This window comes from Herbidospora sakaeratensis (assembly GCF_001570525.1).
GTDB lineage: Bacteria > Actinomycetota > Actinomycetes > Streptosporangiales > Streptosporangiaceae > Herbidospora > Herbidospora sakaeratensis.
The window spans coordinates 32,800-48,520 of the sequence record NZ_BBXC01000021.1; the positions used below are offsets into that span (position 1 = coordinate 32,800).

Here is a 15,721-nt window from a genome sequence, read left to right on the forward strand (position 1 = left end):
CGCCCGGGGGGAGGGGCGTCCTCCCTCCTCCCGGGCGCCGGTCACGTGGTCCGAGCTAGGAGCCGTACACCTCGAACTCGGACAGTTGCGCCGCCGGCCAGCCGGTGTTGCCGGTGACGTTCAGGCGCAGGTAACGCTGACTGCTCGCGGTGAAGGTGATGGTCACCGTGTTGCCGCTCGCGGGGTTGAAGACCCGGCCGGCCGAGGCCGACAGGGTGCTCCACGTCGCGTTGTCCGGCGAGCCGAGGACCGACAACGTCTGGGTGCGGGTCGCCCAGGCGCTCGCGGGGGGCAACTTCAGGACGACGCGGCCGACCGTGCGGTTCTGGCCGAGGTCGACGGTGATCGTCTGGGGGAAGGCGTTGTTGGTGCTCTCCCAGTACGAGTTGGCGTTGCCGTCGACCGCGTTGCCGGGGCCGTAGTTCTGCGCGACGCCGCTGGCGGTGGCCGGTCGGCCCTGGGCCAGGTTCCCCACCGGCTGCGGCGAGGGCGACGGCGACGGGGAGGGCGAGGGGGACGGCGACGGGTTCGTGCCCGGGGTGCCGAAGACCTCGACCGACGAGAGTTGCGCGGCCGGCCAGCCGGTGTTGCCCGTCACGACGAGGCGCAGGTAACGCACCGTCGCGGCGGTGGTGTTGATCGACACCGTGTTGCCGGTCGCCGGGTTGAAGGTGCGGCCCGCGCCGGCCGACAGGGTCGTCCACGTCGAGTTGTTGGCCGAGCCCTCGATCGCGATGGTCTGGGTGCGGGTGTTCCAGGCCGTCGCGGGCGGCAGCCTCAGCTCCACGCGCTGGACGTTGACCGGGGCGCACAGGTCGACGGTCAGCGTCTGCGGGAAGGCGTTGTTGGCGCTCTCCCAGTACGTGTCGGCGTTGCCGTCGATCGCGTTCTGCGGCGTGAACGACTGGTTCTGGCTGGTCGCCGTGGCCGTCCTGGTGCACGGCGACGGGCTGGGCGAGGGACTGGGAGACGGGCTCGTGGGCGGTGACGGGCTGGGCGAGGGGCTGGGGTTGCCTCCGCCGCCGCCCGGATAGATGTAGTTCGGGTTCGGCCAGGTCCCGGTGCAGGTGGTGCTGCCCGGCGACCAGCCCGAGTTGCCGCCCAGGTCGGTCAGCGTGAACGCGCCGCCCACGCAGTTGTGGATCGCCGTCCCGGCGCCGAGGTAGCTGGCCCGCACGTTCTCGAACGTCGTCCGGGCGCCTGACTGGGCCTGGATCATGTACGTGCCCGTGCCGGCGATGTTGACGTTCTTGAAGTTGACCGTCTGGGTGCTGCCCTCGATGAAGTGGATGGCGGCGTACGAGCTGTCGATGATGTCGGTGTCGGTCACGTTGATCGTGGCGTTGACCGGCTCGTTGAGGCCGGAGAACCAGATCGCGCCGACGCCGAAGCGCCAGTTGTAGTCGTTGTTGCCGGTCCGGATCAGGGTGTTCCTGGCGACCGTGTGGGTGCCCGCGACCGCGGTGCCCTGGCCGGAGTTGACCCCGGGATAGCGGTTGGCGATGTGGATGCCGCCGCCGTTGGTCAGCGTGTCGGAGACCACGTTGTCGGTGATCTTTATGTCGCGGCCGCCGTAGGTGACGATGTTGTTGGCCAGGATCGGCGCGATCACCGTGTTGAAGCTGAAGGTGTTGTTGACGTTCGCCATCCGGTCGGGCCACATGGCCAGGCCGTCGTCGCCGCTGTTGCGGACGAAGGTGTTGGTCACCGTCGAGTTCGTCACGCCGGTGTGGAAGTTCACGCCGTCGGCGATCTGGTCGACGATCCTGCTGTTGCGGATGACGAAGTTGTTCATGGGGCCGTCCATCCAGGCCCCGACCTTGGTGTTCTCCATCCAGACGTTGTCGACGACCGAGTCGGTCATCGCGCCGCCCATGGCGTTCACCTGGTCGTCGTCCACCCGCTCGCGGATGTCGCCGTGGATGTGCAGGTCGCGGACGACCACGTTGCGGCTCGGGCCGCCGGCCTCGTGGGCGCGGACGCCGCCCTGGTAGCCGCCGCCGGCGACGTACTTGCCGTAGATGCCGACCGCGCGGTTGCGCTGGGTCGGGTGGCGGCCGGTCAGCTTGGTGTACCAGGGGCCGGCGCCGCGCAGCGTGACGCCGTCGACGACGACGTGGTCCCAGAGGGTGTACGTGCCCTCGGGGACGTACACCTCCTTGCCCTGCGCCTTGCCCGCGTCGACCGCGGCCTGGAAGGCGGCGGTGGAGTCGGTCGACGAGTTGCGGGCGGCACCGAACTCGTCGACCGACAGCGAGCCGGCCGGCCTTCCGATCGCCCCGGGGGCGACCTCGAAGTCGGCCACGTCCACCGTGATGGGGGTGTTCGACTGGGCCTGGACGCGGATCTTCGTGCCGGCCTGGTAGGTCTGGCCGAGCAGGGTCTGGGTCTCGTCGTAGAAGTGGTGGGGGTTGGTGTCACCCGGGTTGTTGTTGAACGGGTAGCCGCCGTAGAACCAGCTGTACACCGAGGTCAGGGAGATGTCCTTGAGCTTGGCGCCGCCGACGCGGATGTCGGCGTTGATGGTCTGGCCCTGGCCGCCGTTCGCGTCGGGGATGCTGTAGCGCACCGTCATCGCGTTGGCCGGCTTGGTCAGGGTGAACTCGACGTACTCGCCCGGGGCGTCGATCGTCACGGCCCGGCGGCCGGAGGCTTCGGAGGGCAGCGTCGTGTAGATCCGGCTGGGCCCGATGACGGTGCCGGTGTGGGCGACGTCCTCGGCCTCGAACTCGGTGAAGGGGACGGTCGCGCCGCGACCGGGGATGCCCCACACGGAGTCGGCGGTGGCGGCGGAGGCGGTGCCGGTGAGAGCAGGGAGGGCCACCACGCCCGCCGCGATCAGGGCGGCGCTCGCGAGGGCGGCGGACAGGCGACGTGAGCGGATTACCGATTCAGGCATCGGCGGACCCTTCTGTCAGGTGCGGGCCCGGGCCGCCGCCGGGGGGTCGGCGGGTGACACGGGCCTGAGGGGTGCTCGTCACTTCCGTCGCGATCGGCGGTGTCGAGATGAGCACACCATAGGATGGCCAACAGAAGTCCGCAATATTTCAACTTGATTTCGCAAAAGGTATGGTCTGGGGCCGTCTGACAGGACCTGACCTCTGCGGTCATGGCGTGCGGGCCGTGCCACGTGCCCCTGTTTGCTCTCTCCCAGCCCCGCTGAGCTGGTCTTATGAGTAGTTCGAAGGGCCGCGTGCGCAAACTTTCGCCCGGCCGGTCAATGGGGTCGTGTGTGTAACGTTCATGTGTCCCGGCCTCGGCGTAAGGAACACGTAAGCGCGCGTATCTCCTCGCAAACGATCGTTTTCCGGTCACGACCTGGACCGTTGGCCGTTGCGAGGGCGTTCCATGATCGTGCCCCGATGGGTGGAAAACGCTCTCATGGCGAGATGGCATCGGGGGAATGCAAGCAGGTTGCGTTCCTTGGGCGTATGATTTGCGCTGTGACACGTCGACTTGCAGAAGTGGCGAAGAAAGTCGGAGTGAGCGAGGCGACCGTCAGCCGAGTGCTGAACGGCAAGCCGGGCGTCTCCGACGCGACCCGCGCGGCCGTGCTGACCGCCCTCGATGTCCTCGGCTACGAGCGCCCGACGCAGCTCCGGGGGGAGCGCGCCCGCCTGGTCGGCCTGGTCCTGCCCGAACTGGGCAACCCCATATTCCCGGCGCTGGCCGAGGTCGTCGGCGGCGCCCTGGCGCAGCGCGGCTTCACCCCGGTGTTGTGCACCCGCACGGCGGGCGGCCTCTCCGAGGCCGACTACGTCGAGATGCTCCTGGAGCAGCAGGTCTCCGGGGTGGTCTTCGCGGGCGGCCACTACATGGAGGCCGACGCCCCCCACGAGCACTACCTCCGGCTGCTCGACATCGGCCTGCCGGTCGTGCTGGTCAACGCCGCCAGCGACAACCTCGACTTCCCGCGCGTCTCCACCGACGACGCGGTCGCCGTCGAGCAGGCCTTCAGCCACCTGGTCTCGCTCGGCCACGAGCGGCTCGGGATAGTGCTCGGCCCCGACGACCACATCCCCTCGCGGCGCAAGCTGGCCGCGATCAACGCCGCCGCCGAGAAGGCCGGCCTCGCCGAGGTCGCGGTCGAGCACGCCATGTTCTCGCTCGAAGGCGGCCAGGCCGTCACCAACCGGCTGATCCGGCTCGGCGTCACCGGCATCATCTGCGCCTCCGACCCGCTGGCGCTTGGAGCGATCCGGGCGGTCCGCCGCATGGGCATGTCGGTGCCCGAAGACGTCTCGGTGGTCGGCTTCGACGACTCGAACTTCATGAACTGCACCAACCCGCCGCTGACCACGGTGCGCCAGCCGATCGAGGCGATCGGCCGCGCCGCCGTCACCCTGCTGGTGAACCAGATCGACGGCACCCCCGTCACGGCGGAGGAACTGCTCTACGAACCGGAGCTGGTCGTCCGGGGCTCCACCGGCCCCGCCAGGATCGGCGCCGGGGTCGGCGTCGGAGTCGCGGTCTGACCCCTCCCGCCCGGTAACCCGAAGCCCCGCCTTCCTCGGAAGTGCGGGGCTTCTGTCATGTCCGGGCGCCGAAAGCCACGTCGTTCCAGTTCATCTGATCGTCGACTCCGTGCGTGCTGACGAGAGCTTGTTTGCGGTCGATCACCGGTGTTTGACTGGAACGGTCACGCCTCTGTCAGACGTGCTCTCAAGCCTGACAGCGCCGTGGAAACGACCCTGGCAGCAGGCCATCTCTGTGACCTGCGGGTTCGTGTTTCACCGGCGTGCGCTGCGTCGCACTGTCACTTTTTTGCATCTTGAGTACATGACTCTTGCTAGCCCTTGTTCGTCTCTGTATGTTTCTCGCAACCGGTAACACGAAGCGGACTCGTAACTCCACCTTCATCGATCGGGCCTTCGGGGGGCTCGTTCCGGAACTTGCCAGACGGACAGGTGCTCTCAAGGTGTCGTGGTTGGCCACGGCAGGAGGGAATCATTGATGCAATCCCGTAAAATCGCGACGTTGCTGGCCGTGGCGGGGCTTACCCTCGCCGCTGCGGCGTGTGGCACGGAGGACACCCCGGCCCCGGCCGCGAACCCCTCTGCCGGTGGTTCGGCCCCGGCCGCCGCCGAGAACGCCCCCGTGACGATCAGCGTCGGCTGTCAGCCGCCGAAGACGAACCCGAAGGAGCGCGCGCAGTGGGACGCGGACGTCACCGCGTTCCAGGCGAAGTTCCCCTACATCACGATCGAGAGCAAGGACGCGTTCCCCTGCATCGTTCCTGAGACCTTCCAGGCGAAGCTCGCCGGCGGCCAGATGGAAGACCTGTTCTACGTCTACTACACCGACGCCGCCCGCATCATCGGGGCCGGCCAGGCCGCCGACATCACGCCCTACCTGAGCGAGGCCCCGCACTTCGCGGAGATCCGCCCCGACGTGAAGGGCGTGTTCGAGTCGGGCGGCAAGACCTACGGCGTGCCGCGCACCAACTACGCCACCGGTCTGGTCTACAACCGCGCGCTGTTCACCCAGGCGGGCCTCAACCCGGACATGCCGCCCAAGACCTGGGCCGAGGTCCAGGACGCCGCCAAGAAGATCGCCGGGCTCGGCAACGGCTACGTCGGCTTCGGCGAGTACTCCGCCGGCAACACCGGCGGCTGGCACTTCACCTCGTCGATCTACGCCCGCGGCGGCGCGATCGTGAGCGAGGACGGCAAGATGGCCGCCTTCAACAGCGAGCAGGGCAAGGCCGTGCTGGAGAACCTCCGCAAGATGCGGTGGGACGACAACAGCATGGGCACCAAGCAGCTGCACCGCTGGGAAGACCTCATGCGGATGATGGGCTCCGGCAAGCTCGGCATGATGATCGGCGCCCCCGACGTCGTCCAGGCCGTGAACAACGACTTCAAGGGCAAGTTCGAGGACTACGGCGTGACCGCGCTCCCCGAGTCGACCCAGTCGCTGTCCGGCGGCGACGGCTACATGTTCAACGCGAAGGCCACCCCCGACCAGATCAAGGCCGGTCTGAAGTGGCTGGAGTTCAAGTTCCTCACCCCGGGCCAGGGCCAGTTCGACTACGCCCGCAACAAGGCCGACGGCCTGCCCACCGGCCTGCCCCTCACCGACCTGTACGGCTCCGCCGCCCCCGGCGCGCAGATCCAGACGGACCGTGAGACCAACGCGAACGTCCCGACCGAGCACTTCGCCCCGTACGTCGAGGGCACCAAGTCGGTGACCTTCAAGCTGGAGCCGCCGAAGGCCCAGGAGATCTACGCCATCCTCGACACCCCGATGTCGGCGGTCCTGACGCGCCAGGACGCCAACATCGACGAGCTGCTGGCGGACGCGGAGGAGAAGGTCAACAAGCTGCTGGCAGCGGGCTGACCTGAAGTTCGGGGGCCGGTCGCAGGGCCGGCCCCCGATAGTCACGTTTGAGATTGTGAGCGCAAACCGATGACGACTCTCTCCGCGAAGGACCGGCGGCAACACCCCGGAGCCCTGCGACGCTCGGTGAGCCGGAACCTCACGGCCTACGGCTTCCTCTCCGGGGCGCTGATCTGCTTCGCGTTCTTCTCCTGGATCCCGATGGTCCGGGAGTTCATCCTCTCCTTCCAGAAGACCAACTTCGTGAACTCCACGGAGTGGGTCGGCCTGGAGAACTTCCGCACCGTCCTGGACGACCCGGCGTTCATCTCCGCCTGGGTCAACACCGCGATCTTCACCCTGCTGGCGCTGGTCTTCGGCTACATCGTGCCGTTCGTGTTCGCGGTCGTCCTGAACGAACTCCGGCACGCCCAGGGCTACCTCCGGCTGATCGTCTACCTGCCGGTGATGCTGCCGCCCGCCGTGGCGGTGCTGCTGTTCAAGTGGTTCTACGACCCGGGCGCCGGCCTGTTCAACCAGGCCCTCGGCGTGGTCGGCATCCCCCCGCTGAGCTGGCTCGACTCGACCACGACCGCTCTGCCCTCGCTCGTCATCGTCTCCACCTGGATGAACCTCGGGACCGGCACGCTGATCTACCTCGCGGCCCTCCAGAGCATCCCCAGCGAGCTCTACGAGGCGGCCGAGCTCGACGGCGCGGGCCTGTTCAAGCGCGTGTGGCACATCACGATCCCGCAGACGCGGCTGATCCTGCTGGTCATGCTGCTGCTCCAGATCGTGGCGACCATGCAGGTCTTCATCGAGCCCTTCCTGCTGACCGGCGGCGGCCCCGAGAACGCGACCGTGACGGTGGCCTATCTCATGTACCAGTACGCCTTCAGCTTCGGGAACTTCGGCGGCGGCGGCGCCCTCGGGCTGATGCTGATGCTGGTCCTCATCGTCTTCTCCGCCTTCTACCTGCGCGTCTCGCGCGACCGTACCTAGCCGAGACCGGCAGAGAGGAGGAACACCGATGTCGCAGAGCACCGTCCAGCGGCCCGCCCGGGCCGTGAAGGACAGCGCGCCCCCGCCCAAGCACGCGCGGCGGCGCCGCAAGACGAAGGAACGGCCCCAGCAGTTCCGCGGCCTGGTGTCGCCCCACACCCTGACCACCCCGCGGGGCAAGATCGTCTACTGGACCGTCCTGACGTTCGTCGTCGTCGGGTTCACGCTCGCCTTCGTGTTCCCGCTGTACTGGATGGTCACCGGCGCGATGAAGTCGCCGGACGAACTCGTCGCGGTGCCGCCGAGCTTCTTCCCCGAAGAGCTGAACTTCGCGGTGTACGCCGAGGCGTGGGACCTGCTCGACCTCGGCACCTTCCTGAAGAACACCCTGATCTACGCGGCCGGCGCCTGGTTCTTCACGCTGACCTTCGACGTGGCCGCGGCCTACGCGTTGTCGAAGTTGCGGCCGGTGTTCGGCAAGGTGGTCCTGGCGCTGGTGTTGTCGACGCTGATGATCCCGCCGATGGTGATCCTGCTGCCGGCCTACCTGAGCGTGGTGGAGCTGCCGATATTCGGATGGAACCTGCTGAACACCCCGTGGGCCATCTGGTTGCCCGCGGCGGCCAACGGGTTCTTCATCTTCCTGCTCAAGCGGTTCTTCGACTCGATCCCGCGTGAGCTGCTGGAAGCCGCCCAGATCGACGGCGCGTCGCCGATGCGTATCCTCTGGTCGGTGGTTCTTCCGGTGTCCCGGCCGATCCTCGGGGTGGTCTCCATCCTGGCGGTGGTCAACGTCTGGAAGGACTTCGTCTGGCCGCTGCTGGTCCTGCCGGACAGCGAGAAGATGTCGATCAGCGTCGGCATCTCCTCACTTTCGGCCCAGATGCCGCAGAACGTCCTGATCGCGGCTCTCGTCATCGCGAGCATCCCGGCGATCCTGGTGTTCCTGGTGTTCCAGCGCAGCATCATGGCCGGTCTGACGGCGGGAAGCCTAAAAGGCTGACCCTGCCGCCCACTCTCCAATAAAGCCTAAGGAGTTGTTCCAGCATGCCCGAAACGTGGTGGCGGGGGGCCGCGATCTACCAGGTCTACCTGCGCAGCTTCGCCGATGGAAACGGCGACGGCATCGGCGACCTCGCCGGCCTGCGCAGCCGCCTGGCCTACCTCGCCGACCTCGGTGTCAACGCCCTGTGGCTCAACCCCTGGTATCCGTCCCCGATGGCCGACGGCGGCTACGACGTGGCCGACTACCGGGCCATCGAGCCGTCGTTCGGCGATCTGGCGGAGGCCGAGAGGTTCATCGAGGAGGCCCACGAGCTGGGCATCAAGGTGATCATCGACGTCGTCCCGAACCACCACTCCGACCAGAGCGAGTGGTTCAAGGCGGCGCTGGCGGCCGGTCCCGGATCGCCCGAGCGGGAGCGCTTCTGGTTCCGCGACGAGCCCGGCGACTGGAAGTCGATCTTCGGCGGCCCGGCGTGGAGCCAGGTGCCCGACGGCCAGTGGTACCTGCACCTGTTCGCGCCCGAGCAGCCCGACTTCAACTGGACCAACCCGGAGGTCCACGAGGAGTTCCACGACGTGCTGCGGTTCTGGTTCGACCGCGGCGTCGACGGCATCCGGATCGACTCGGCGGCCGTGCTGGTCAAGAACTTCGAGGGCGGCGACCCCGACGGCTACACCGACCTGCCCGAGGTGCACGACGTCTACCGGGGCTGGCGGCGGCTGGCCGACACCGAGTACACCGACCGGATCTTCATCGGCGAGGTGTGGTTCCCCGACCAGGAGCGGTTCGCCCGCTACCTGCGCCCCGACGAGCTGCACACCGCCTTCAACTTCGACTTCCTGGCCGCCCCCTGGGAGCCGGCCGCGCTGCGCGCCTCCATCACCACGACGCTGGAGACCCACGCCCCGCTGGGCGCGCCGGCCACGTGGGTGTTGTCGAACCACGACGTGACCCGCGTGGTGACGCGTTACGGCCGCGAGATCACCTCCTGGGACCACGGCGCCCGCCGCGACGGCCACCCGTCTGACCTGGAGCTCGGCTACCGCCGGGCCAGGGCGGCGGCGCTGCTGGCCATGGCCCTGCCCGGTGGCGTGTACATCTACCAGGGCGAGGAGCTGGGCCTGCCGGAGGTCGACGACATCCCCGGCGAGCTGCGCCAGGACCCGATGTGGCCGCGCTCGGGGCACACCGTGCCGGGCCGCGACGGCTGCCGGGTGCCGCTGCCGTGGTCGGGTCAGGAGAAGCCGTTCGGCTTCGGCGCCGGCGAGCCGTGGCTCCCCCAGCCCGCCGACTGGAACAAGCTGACCGTCGAGGCGCAGAACGAGGACCTCGGCTCGATGCTGAGCCTCTACCGCTCCGGGCTGAAGCTGCGCCGGGAACTGCTCGGCGACGGCACCCTGACCTGGTGCGCGTCGCGCGACGACGTGCTCGCCTTCCAGCGCGACTCGGGCCTGGTCTGCGTCGTGAACCTGGGCGCCGAGCCCGCGCCGCTGCCCCCGCACACCGAGGTGCTGCTGGCCAGCGGTCCCCTGGAGGGCGACGAACTGCCCTCCGACACGGCCGTCTGGCTGCGCTGAGAGACTCGGGTCCGTGACCGCTCGTGGGAAGGCGGTCACGGACCCGCGCCAAGAGACGGGGGTCTTCACATGGCACTGATCGAGGCCGAAGGGCTGGAGAAGCGTTATCCCGGGACCGACTTCACGGCGGTCGCGGGCATCGGGTTCCGGGTGGAACGGGGAGAAGCCTTCGGGTTCCTGGGGCCGAACGGGGCCGGGAAGTCGTCCACGATGCGGATGCTGGCGTGCGTGTCGCAACCGAGCGGCGGCAGTCTGCGCATCCTGGGCGACGATCCGGTCGTCCACGGCCGGGCGTTACGGGCCCGGCTCGGCGTCGTCCCGCAGGACGACGCGCTCGACCTGCAGCTCACCGTCCGCGAGAACCTGATCGTGTACGGCCTGTACTTCGGCCTCTCCCTGAAGCACATGCGGGCCAAGAGCGCCGAACTGCTGGAGTTCGCCCAGCTCGCCGACAAGGCGGGGGAGCGGGTCGAGCACCTGTCCGGCGGCATGCGGCGCCGCCTCACGATCGCCCGCTCGCTGGTCAACGACCCGGAGATCCTGCTGCTCGACGAGCCGACCACCGGCCTCGACCCGCAGGCCCGGCACATCCTGTGGGACCGCCTGTTCCGCCTGAAGAGCGCCGGCGTGACCCTCATCCTCACCACCCACTACATGGACGAGGCCGAGCAGCTCTGCGACCGCCTGGTCATCATGGACAAGGGCCTGATCGCCGATGAGGGCACCCCGCGCGAGCTCATCGACCGCCACGTCACCCGCGAGGTCGTGGAACTGCGGTTCCCGCCCGGGGAGCAGGAGCAGGCCGCCGAGAAGCTGGGCGGCGACGTGGAGGTGCTGCCCGACCGCCTGCTCTGCTACGCCGACGACGGCGACGCGGCCCTGGCCCGCGTGACGGAAGCGGGCCTGCGCCCGCTGACCGCTCTGGTGCGCCGGGCCACGCTGGAGGACGTCTTCCTCCGCCTCACCGGCCGATCGCTGACCGACTGATGACCCGCGCGCTGGCCTACTGGCTGTTCCGGTACCGCCGGACCTGGCAGGGCACCGTCGTCGTCTCGGTCGCCAACCCGCTGCTGTTTCTGCTGGCCATCGGGGCCGGGCTCGGCTCCCTGGTGCGGGGCGACGTCGAGGGCGTGCCCTACCTGGAGTTCTTCGCGCCCGGCATGCTGGCCGCGGCCGCGTTCCAGAACGCGTTCATCGACGCCGGGTTCGGGGTGGCGTCGGCACGGGGACGGGAGCGGGTCTACCAGACCGCCGTCGCGACGCCGCTGTCGCCGGGCGAGGTGATGGGCGGGCACCTGCTGTTCGTCGGGCTGCGGGTGTTCGTGGGAGCGCTCGCGTTCGTCGCGGTGATGGCGGGGTTCGGGCTCTTCTCCTCGTCCGGCACGGCCGTCGCGGTCCTGCTGGCCGCCACGCTCACCGGGATCGCGCCCGCGGCCGTCGTCGCGGCCTGGGCGGTGACCGTGACCGACTTCCCGCGCCTGAACACGGTGTTCCGGTTCGTCGTCATGCCGATGTACCTGTTCTCCGGCACGTTCTTCTCCGTCGAGCAGCTGCCCGCCGCCCTCCAGACGATCATGTACGCCCTCCCGCTCTGGCACGGCGCCGACCTGTGCCGATCGCTGGCCCTCGGCACCGCCACCCCCGGCACGACCCTGCTGCACGTCGCCTACCTGGGCGTCATGGCGGTCGCCGGGGTCCTGATCGGGCGGGTCACCTTCCGGAAGGTGCTCTATGTCTAGGCTCCCGGCCGCCGGCGGCGCCCACCTGGTCATGCTGCGCAACGTGTGGGTGCACAAGGGCGGCACCCCGTGGACGATGGCCCTGTACTCCGTGTACGAGCCGATCCTCTACCTGCTGGCCCTCGGCGTCGGCGTGGGAGCGCTCGTCGGGCGGGTGCCCGGCGTCGACGTCCCGTACGCCGCCTTCGTCGCCCCCGCCCTGCTCGCGGTGGCCATGATGAACAGCGCCCTGGAGGAGACCACCAACACGGTCTACGGCAAGCTCACCTTCGACCGCTTCTACCACTCGCTGCTGGTCACCCCGATGACCGTGCGCGGCATGGTCGCCGGGGAACTCCTCTGGGCGGCGGCCCGCGCCCTGGTCACCGGCGTCGGCTTCCTGGCCGTGATCGCGGCCTTCGGGCTGGTCAGGTCGCCGTGGGCGGTCATGGCCGTGCCGGCGGGCCTGCTGACCGCGTTCGCCTTCGGCGCGTTCGGCCTGGCGGCGGCGGGCTACGCCCGGGGCTGGCACAGCTTCCAGTACGTCCAGCTCGTGATGTTGCCCATGTTCCTGTTCGCGACGACCTTCTACCCCGTCACCGTCTACACCGACTGGGTGCGGCTGCTGGTGGAAGCGCTCCCGCTCTACCACGCGATCGAGCTCTCCCGGGGCCTGGCGCTGGGCGAGGTCGGGCCGGGTCTGCTGCTGAACGCCGCCTACCTGCTCGTTTTCGGCGGCGTGATGCTGACGGTGGCCCAGTCGCGCTGGGCCACCCTGATGTCCAGGTGACGCGGGTCAGATCCCGGTGACCGTGGTCAGCAGCACGACGGAGTCCTCCACCGCTCTCAGGCTGTGACGGCGGTGCGGGATGGGGGCCAGCGCGCCGCTGTGGTGCGTGGTCCCGTCGAGGACGACCGATCCGGTCAGGACCTGCAGGCTGGCCGCGGGCGGCGCTTGGTGCTCGGCCAGTTCGGAGCCGGCGGTCAAGGCGATCAGCGTTTGACGCAACGGGCCATCGTGGAGCACCAGATGGGCGTCGCGGCCGTGGGCCGAGCTTCGTGCCTTCTCCAGGCACTCGCCCGCGCCGGTTGTCAGATCGACGTCGGAGTTCATTCCGTGGCCGTTCCCCGGCCGGCGTCGACGACACCCGTGATCCGCCGGACGAAGTCGGCGGCCAGGGCGGCGATGGCGGACGCCTCGTAGGCGTGGCGGTTGTAGATGAGCTGGCCGCGCAGCGTCCCGTCGTGCGACTCGCTGATCAGGATCTCCGGCGGGTGCAGGTCGGGGTCGTCGTCGGGGAGCGTCCACTCCATGATCGGGCCGGCCGGGACGTCGAACTCCTCCGACGGCACCCCCGGCAGGTGGGCCGGGTGTCCCCAGCTCTCGAACCGGAAGTACGCCGGGAACGGCACCGCCGCGTGCAGGTGGCCCCAGTCGTGGAACTGGCGCTCGGCGGCCGCCAGCGACTCGCGCCTGACGTGGTCGACCACGTCGGGCAGCGCGCCCGTCCCCGGCACCGTGATCAGGTTCCAGCGGAACAGGCAGCCGACCGCGTTCTCGAACCCGGGCTTCGACCGGCCGCTGACCGGGGTGGCGACCACGAGCTCGGGGGCCCGCGCCCAGGAGCCCAGGGTCAGCGCCCAGGCCGCCGCCAGCGTCATCGACACCGTGGCGCCCCGCGAGCGGGCCAGCTCGCGCACGTCCGGGACGTCGAAGGGAAACGCGTCGGCCAGGTAGCGGCGCACGTCGCGGGCCCGTCCGGGGAGGCGCTCCAGAGACGCCGGAGCGCCCTCCAGCGTGGCCTCCCACCAGGGGCGGTGCCGCGTCCATTCGAGGCGTTCCCACGCGACCACATCGCCGTAGGAGACCGCCGGGGGCAGCGGCGAGGGGGCGCCGTGCCGGAAGGCGGAGTAGAGCACGCCGAGCTCCCGCAGCAGCACCGTGGCCGAGCCGCCGTCGAAGACCAGGTGGTGGACGGAGACGACCAGCACGCACCCTCGCGGCAGCTCGATCACCTCGACCCGCAGCAGCGGCCCGGCCTCGACGTCGAACGGCGCCCGCACCCGCTCGGCCGCCAGCATTGCGGCCTCCGCCTCGGTCTCCCGCCGGTGGACGCCGATCGGCACGTCGAGCGAGTCGAGCACCGGCCCCACGCCCGGGTCGCGGAAGACCGTCCGGAGGCTGTCGTGCCGCCGGACGAGCTCGGCCACCGCCCGCGCCAGCACGCCGAGGTCGAGCCCGCCGGGGACCCGGACCGCGACGTGCACGGGCGGCATGTGACGCCGCTCTCCGGAGGCGTGCATCCACCGCCACCAGTGGGCCTGCACTCCGGAGAGGGCGCCGTCCGCCAGAACCACGTCGTCGCCGCCGGAGACGGTGGCGACGGCGTCCCGGATCTGGGCGGCCTGGCGGCCCAGCACGGGCCGGTCGAACACGAACGTCCCCTCGACGGGGACCCCGAACCTCTCGGCCACCCGGGCGGCGAGCTGGGCGGCTCTGAGGGAGTCCCCGCCGAGGGCGAAGAAGTCGTCGTCCGCGCTGGTGGCGGGCACCCCGAGCACACCCGTCCACAACCGGGCCAGGGCCCGCTCCTCGGCCGACTCCAGCGGCCGGCCGGCCGGTCCGGCGACCGTGAACAACGCCCGGACCTCGGCCTTGACGACCTTCCCGAGCTCGTTGCGCGGCAGCGCGTCGACGAAGACGTAACGCGAGGGCACCTCGTTGCGGGCCAGCCGCTGGTGCAGGAAGGTTCGCAGCCGGTCGGCGGTGAGCTCCGCCTGTCTCCGCACCACGGCGGCGGCGATCATCTGGCCCATCGTGGCGTGCGGCAGGCCGACCACGGCCGCGTCGGCGACCGACGGGTGCTCCCGGACGGCCGTCTCGACCTGCGGCAACGAGATCTTGAGGCCGCCCGACTTCACCACGTCGCTCTCCCGGCCGACCAGGTAGAGGTAGCCGTCGGCGTCGAGGCGGCCCAGGTCGCCCATCCGGGTCCAGCCGTTCCTGAAGGTCTTCGCGCTGGTCCCGGCGTCGCCGTAGTAGGTCCGCTGGGCGGCGGGGGCCCGTAGCCACACCTCGCCGACCTCGCCGGGGGGCAGCGGCGTGCCCGCCTCGTCGGCGATCTTCAGGTCGCCGCGGGCGGTCGCGCGGCCGACCGAGTCGGGGCGGCGGGGGTCGACGATCATCGTCGTCTGGGCCGGGACCGCCTCGGTCGAGGTGTAGTAGTTGACGATCGTGGCCCTCGGGAACGCCTCCGGCAGGCCGGCCGCCACGCGGGGCGGCAGCGCGTCGGCCGACGAGCTCAGCAGTACCACGCTCGACAGGTCGTGGTCGCGCCAGGCCCCCGAGTCGAGCAGTTCGGTCGCCATCGCGGGCACCACGAAGACCGTTCCGGCGCGGAACTTCTCGATCAAGCCGCAGAACTCCGCCGCGTCGAAGCGGGCCGCCGCGACGGCGATGGGATGCGCCGTCAGGGTGTTGACCAGCATCATCTGCCCGGCGTTGGTGCCGATCGGGAACGCGTGCAGGAAGTGCGCCGAGTGGCCGAAGGCCCGGAAGGGCGGGTTCGGCGCGTGTCCCCAGGCCAGGTTGGCGTGGGTGGCCAGCACGCCCTTCGGTTTCCCGGTGGTGCCGGAGGTGTAGAGGATCTGGGCCGGGTCGCCGGGGGAGAGGTCGACGTCGGGCACCCCCGAGCCCGACGGCGCCTCGCTCAGCACCCACTGCGCTTCGCAGTCGTCGGTCATCACCTGGAGCGTGGCCGCCGACTGCCGGGCGGACAGTGGCACGGCGACGCCACCGGCCCGCAAGACGGCCATGCAGGCGATGGCGAAATCCACCCATCGATCGTTATCGAAGAGCAAGCCGACCCGATCGCCGCGTTGCAAGCCCTTGCCGAGCAGCGCGCACGCCCCGGAGTCGGCTCCCGCGTCCCATTCGCCGAACGTCAGCTCTCGCCCGTCTGTGCTGATCAGGGCGGTTCTGTCCGGTTGTTCGACGGCCCTCGCTCGAAGTAAGTGGGGGAGGGTCGCGGTCATGGGCCCACCTCTTCCGCGTCCGGCAGACGGTCGGAAGGGGAGTAAATCAGACCAGACGAATCCTC

11 protein-coding genes are annotated in these 15,721 nt (G+C 69.9%); 8 read left to right on the top strand and 3 right to left on the bottom strand.

Annotated features, from left to right (window positions below; genetic code table 11):
* Positions 1–55: 55 nt before the first annotated feature.
* Positions 56–2,899, bottom strand: a complete 2,844-nt coding sequence (locus tag AW271_RS31515; protein WP_062341257.1) for a discoidin domain-containing protein — start codon at positions 2,897–2,899, stop codon at positions 56–58.
* 565 nt (positions 2,900–3,464) lie between these two features.
* Between AW271_RS31515 and AW271_RS31520 the strand changes: the two genes are divergently transcribed.
* From AW271_RS31520 to AW271_RS31555, 8 genes are all read left to right on the top strand, one after another.
* Positions 3,465–4,475 carry a LacI family DNA-binding transcriptional regulator gene (locus AW271_RS31520; protein ID WP_062341258.1) on the top strand — a complete coding sequence of 337 codons (1,011 nt, stop codon included), beginning with the start codon at positions 3,465–3,467 and terminating at the stop codon, positions 4,473–4,475.
* Positions 4,476–4,953: 478 nt separating this feature from the next.
* Positions 4,954–6,339 carry an ABC transporter substrate-binding protein gene (locus AW271_RS31525; RefSeq protein WP_062341259.1) on the top strand — a complete coding sequence of 462 codons (1,386 nt, stop codon included), beginning with the start codon at positions 4,954–4,956 and terminating at the stop codon, positions 6,337–6,339.
* Positions 6,340–6,408: 69 nt separating this feature from the next.
* Entirely contained in the window at positions 6,409–7,320 is a 912-nt protein-coding gene (locus tag AW271_RS31530; RefSeq protein ID WP_062341260.1) for a carbohydrate ABC transporter permease, read from the top strand.
* A gap of 28 nt (positions 7,321–7,348) precedes the next feature.
* Positions 7,349–8,323: a carbohydrate ABC transporter permease gene (locus AW271_RS31535; protein WP_083977531.1), complete on the top strand. Its 975-nt coding sequence runs from the start codon at positions 7,349–7,351 to the stop codon at positions 8,321–8,323.
* Between the two features lie 44 nt (positions 8,324–8,367).
* Positions 8,368–9,903 carry a glycoside hydrolase family 13 protein gene (locus AW271_RS31540; protein WP_062341261.1) on the top strand — a complete coding sequence of 512 codons (1,536 nt, stop codon included), beginning with the start codon at positions 8,368–8,370 and terminating at the stop codon, positions 9,901–9,903.
* 69 nt (positions 9,904–9,972) lie between these two features.
* Positions 9,973–10,890 carry an ABC transporter ATP-binding protein gene (locus AW271_RS31545; RefSeq protein ID WP_062341262.1) on the top strand — a complete coding sequence of 306 codons (918 nt, stop codon included), beginning with the start codon at positions 9,973–9,975 and terminating at the stop codon, positions 10,888–10,890.
* The gene (locus AW271_RS31550; protein WP_062341263.1) at positions 10,890–11,642 is read left to right on the top strand and encodes an ABC transporter permease; all 753 of its coding nucleotides are present in this window, start codon (positions 10,890–10,892) and stop codon (positions 11,640–11,642) included. Before AW271_RS31545 ends, AW271_RS31550 begins: the two co-directional genes overlap by 1 nt.
* The gene (locus AW271_RS31555; protein WP_062341264.1) at positions 11,635–12,411 is read left to right on the top strand and encodes an ABC transporter permease; all 777 of its coding nucleotides are present in this window, start codon (positions 11,635–11,637) and stop codon (positions 12,409–12,411) included. Before AW271_RS31550 ends, AW271_RS31555 begins: the two co-directional genes overlap by 8 nt.
* Positions 12,412–12,417: 6 nt before the next feature.
* On the opposite strand, the gene AW271_RS31560 is transcribed toward AW271_RS31555, so the two are convergent.
* Entirely contained in the window at positions 12,418–12,735 is a 318-nt protein-coding gene (locus tag AW271_RS31560; RefSeq protein ID WP_062341265.1) for a cupin domain-containing protein, read from the bottom strand.
* Positions 12,732–15,656: an AMP-binding protein gene (locus AW271_RS38055; protein ID WP_063818181.1), complete on the bottom strand. Its 2,925-nt coding sequence runs from the start codon at positions 15,654–15,656 to the stop codon at positions 12,732–12,734. Before AW271_RS38055 ends, AW271_RS31560 begins: the two co-directional genes overlap by 4 nt.
* Positions 15,657–15,721: the final 65 nt, after the last annotated feature.

Coding starts and splice junctions, on each gene's coding strand:
- AW271_RS31560 (WP_062341265.1), bottom strand. CDS start 12,735: ATGAACTCCGACGTCGATCTGACAACCGGCGCGGGCGAGTGCCTGGAG.
- AW271_RS31545 (WP_062341262.1), top strand. CDS start 9,973: ATGGCACTGATCGAGGCCGAAGGGCTGGAGAAGCGTTATCCCGGGACC.
- AW271_RS31550 (WP_062341263.1), top strand. CDS start 10,890: ATGACCCGCGCGCTGGCCTACTGGCTGTTCCGGTACCGCCGGACCTGG.
- AW271_RS31535 (WP_083977531.1), top strand. CDS start 7,349: ATGTCGCAGAGCACCGTCCAGCGGCCCGCCCGGGCCGTGAAGGACAGC.
- AW271_RS38055 (WP_063818181.1), bottom strand. CDS start 15,656: ATGACCGCGACCCTCCCCCACTTACTTCGAGCGAGGGCCGTCGAACAA.
- AW271_RS31540 (WP_062341261.1), top strand. CDS start 8,368: ATGCCCGAAACGTGGTGGCGGGGGGCCGCGATCTACCAGGTCTACCTG.
- AW271_RS31555 (WP_062341264.1), top strand. CDS start 11,635: ATGTCTAGGCTCCCGGCCGCCGGCGGCGCCCACCTGGTCATGCTGCGC.
- AW271_RS31515 (WP_062341257.1), bottom strand. CDS start 2,899: ATGCCTGAATCGGTAATCCGCTCACGTCGCCTGTCCGCCGCCCTCGCG.
- AW271_RS31525 (WP_062341259.1), top strand. CDS start 4,954: ATGCAATCCCGTAAAATCGCGACGTTGCTGGCCGTGGCGGGGCTTACC.
- AW271_RS31530 (WP_062341260.1), top strand. CDS start 6,409: ATGACGACTCTCTCCGCGAAGGACCGGCGGCAACACCCCGGAGCCCTG.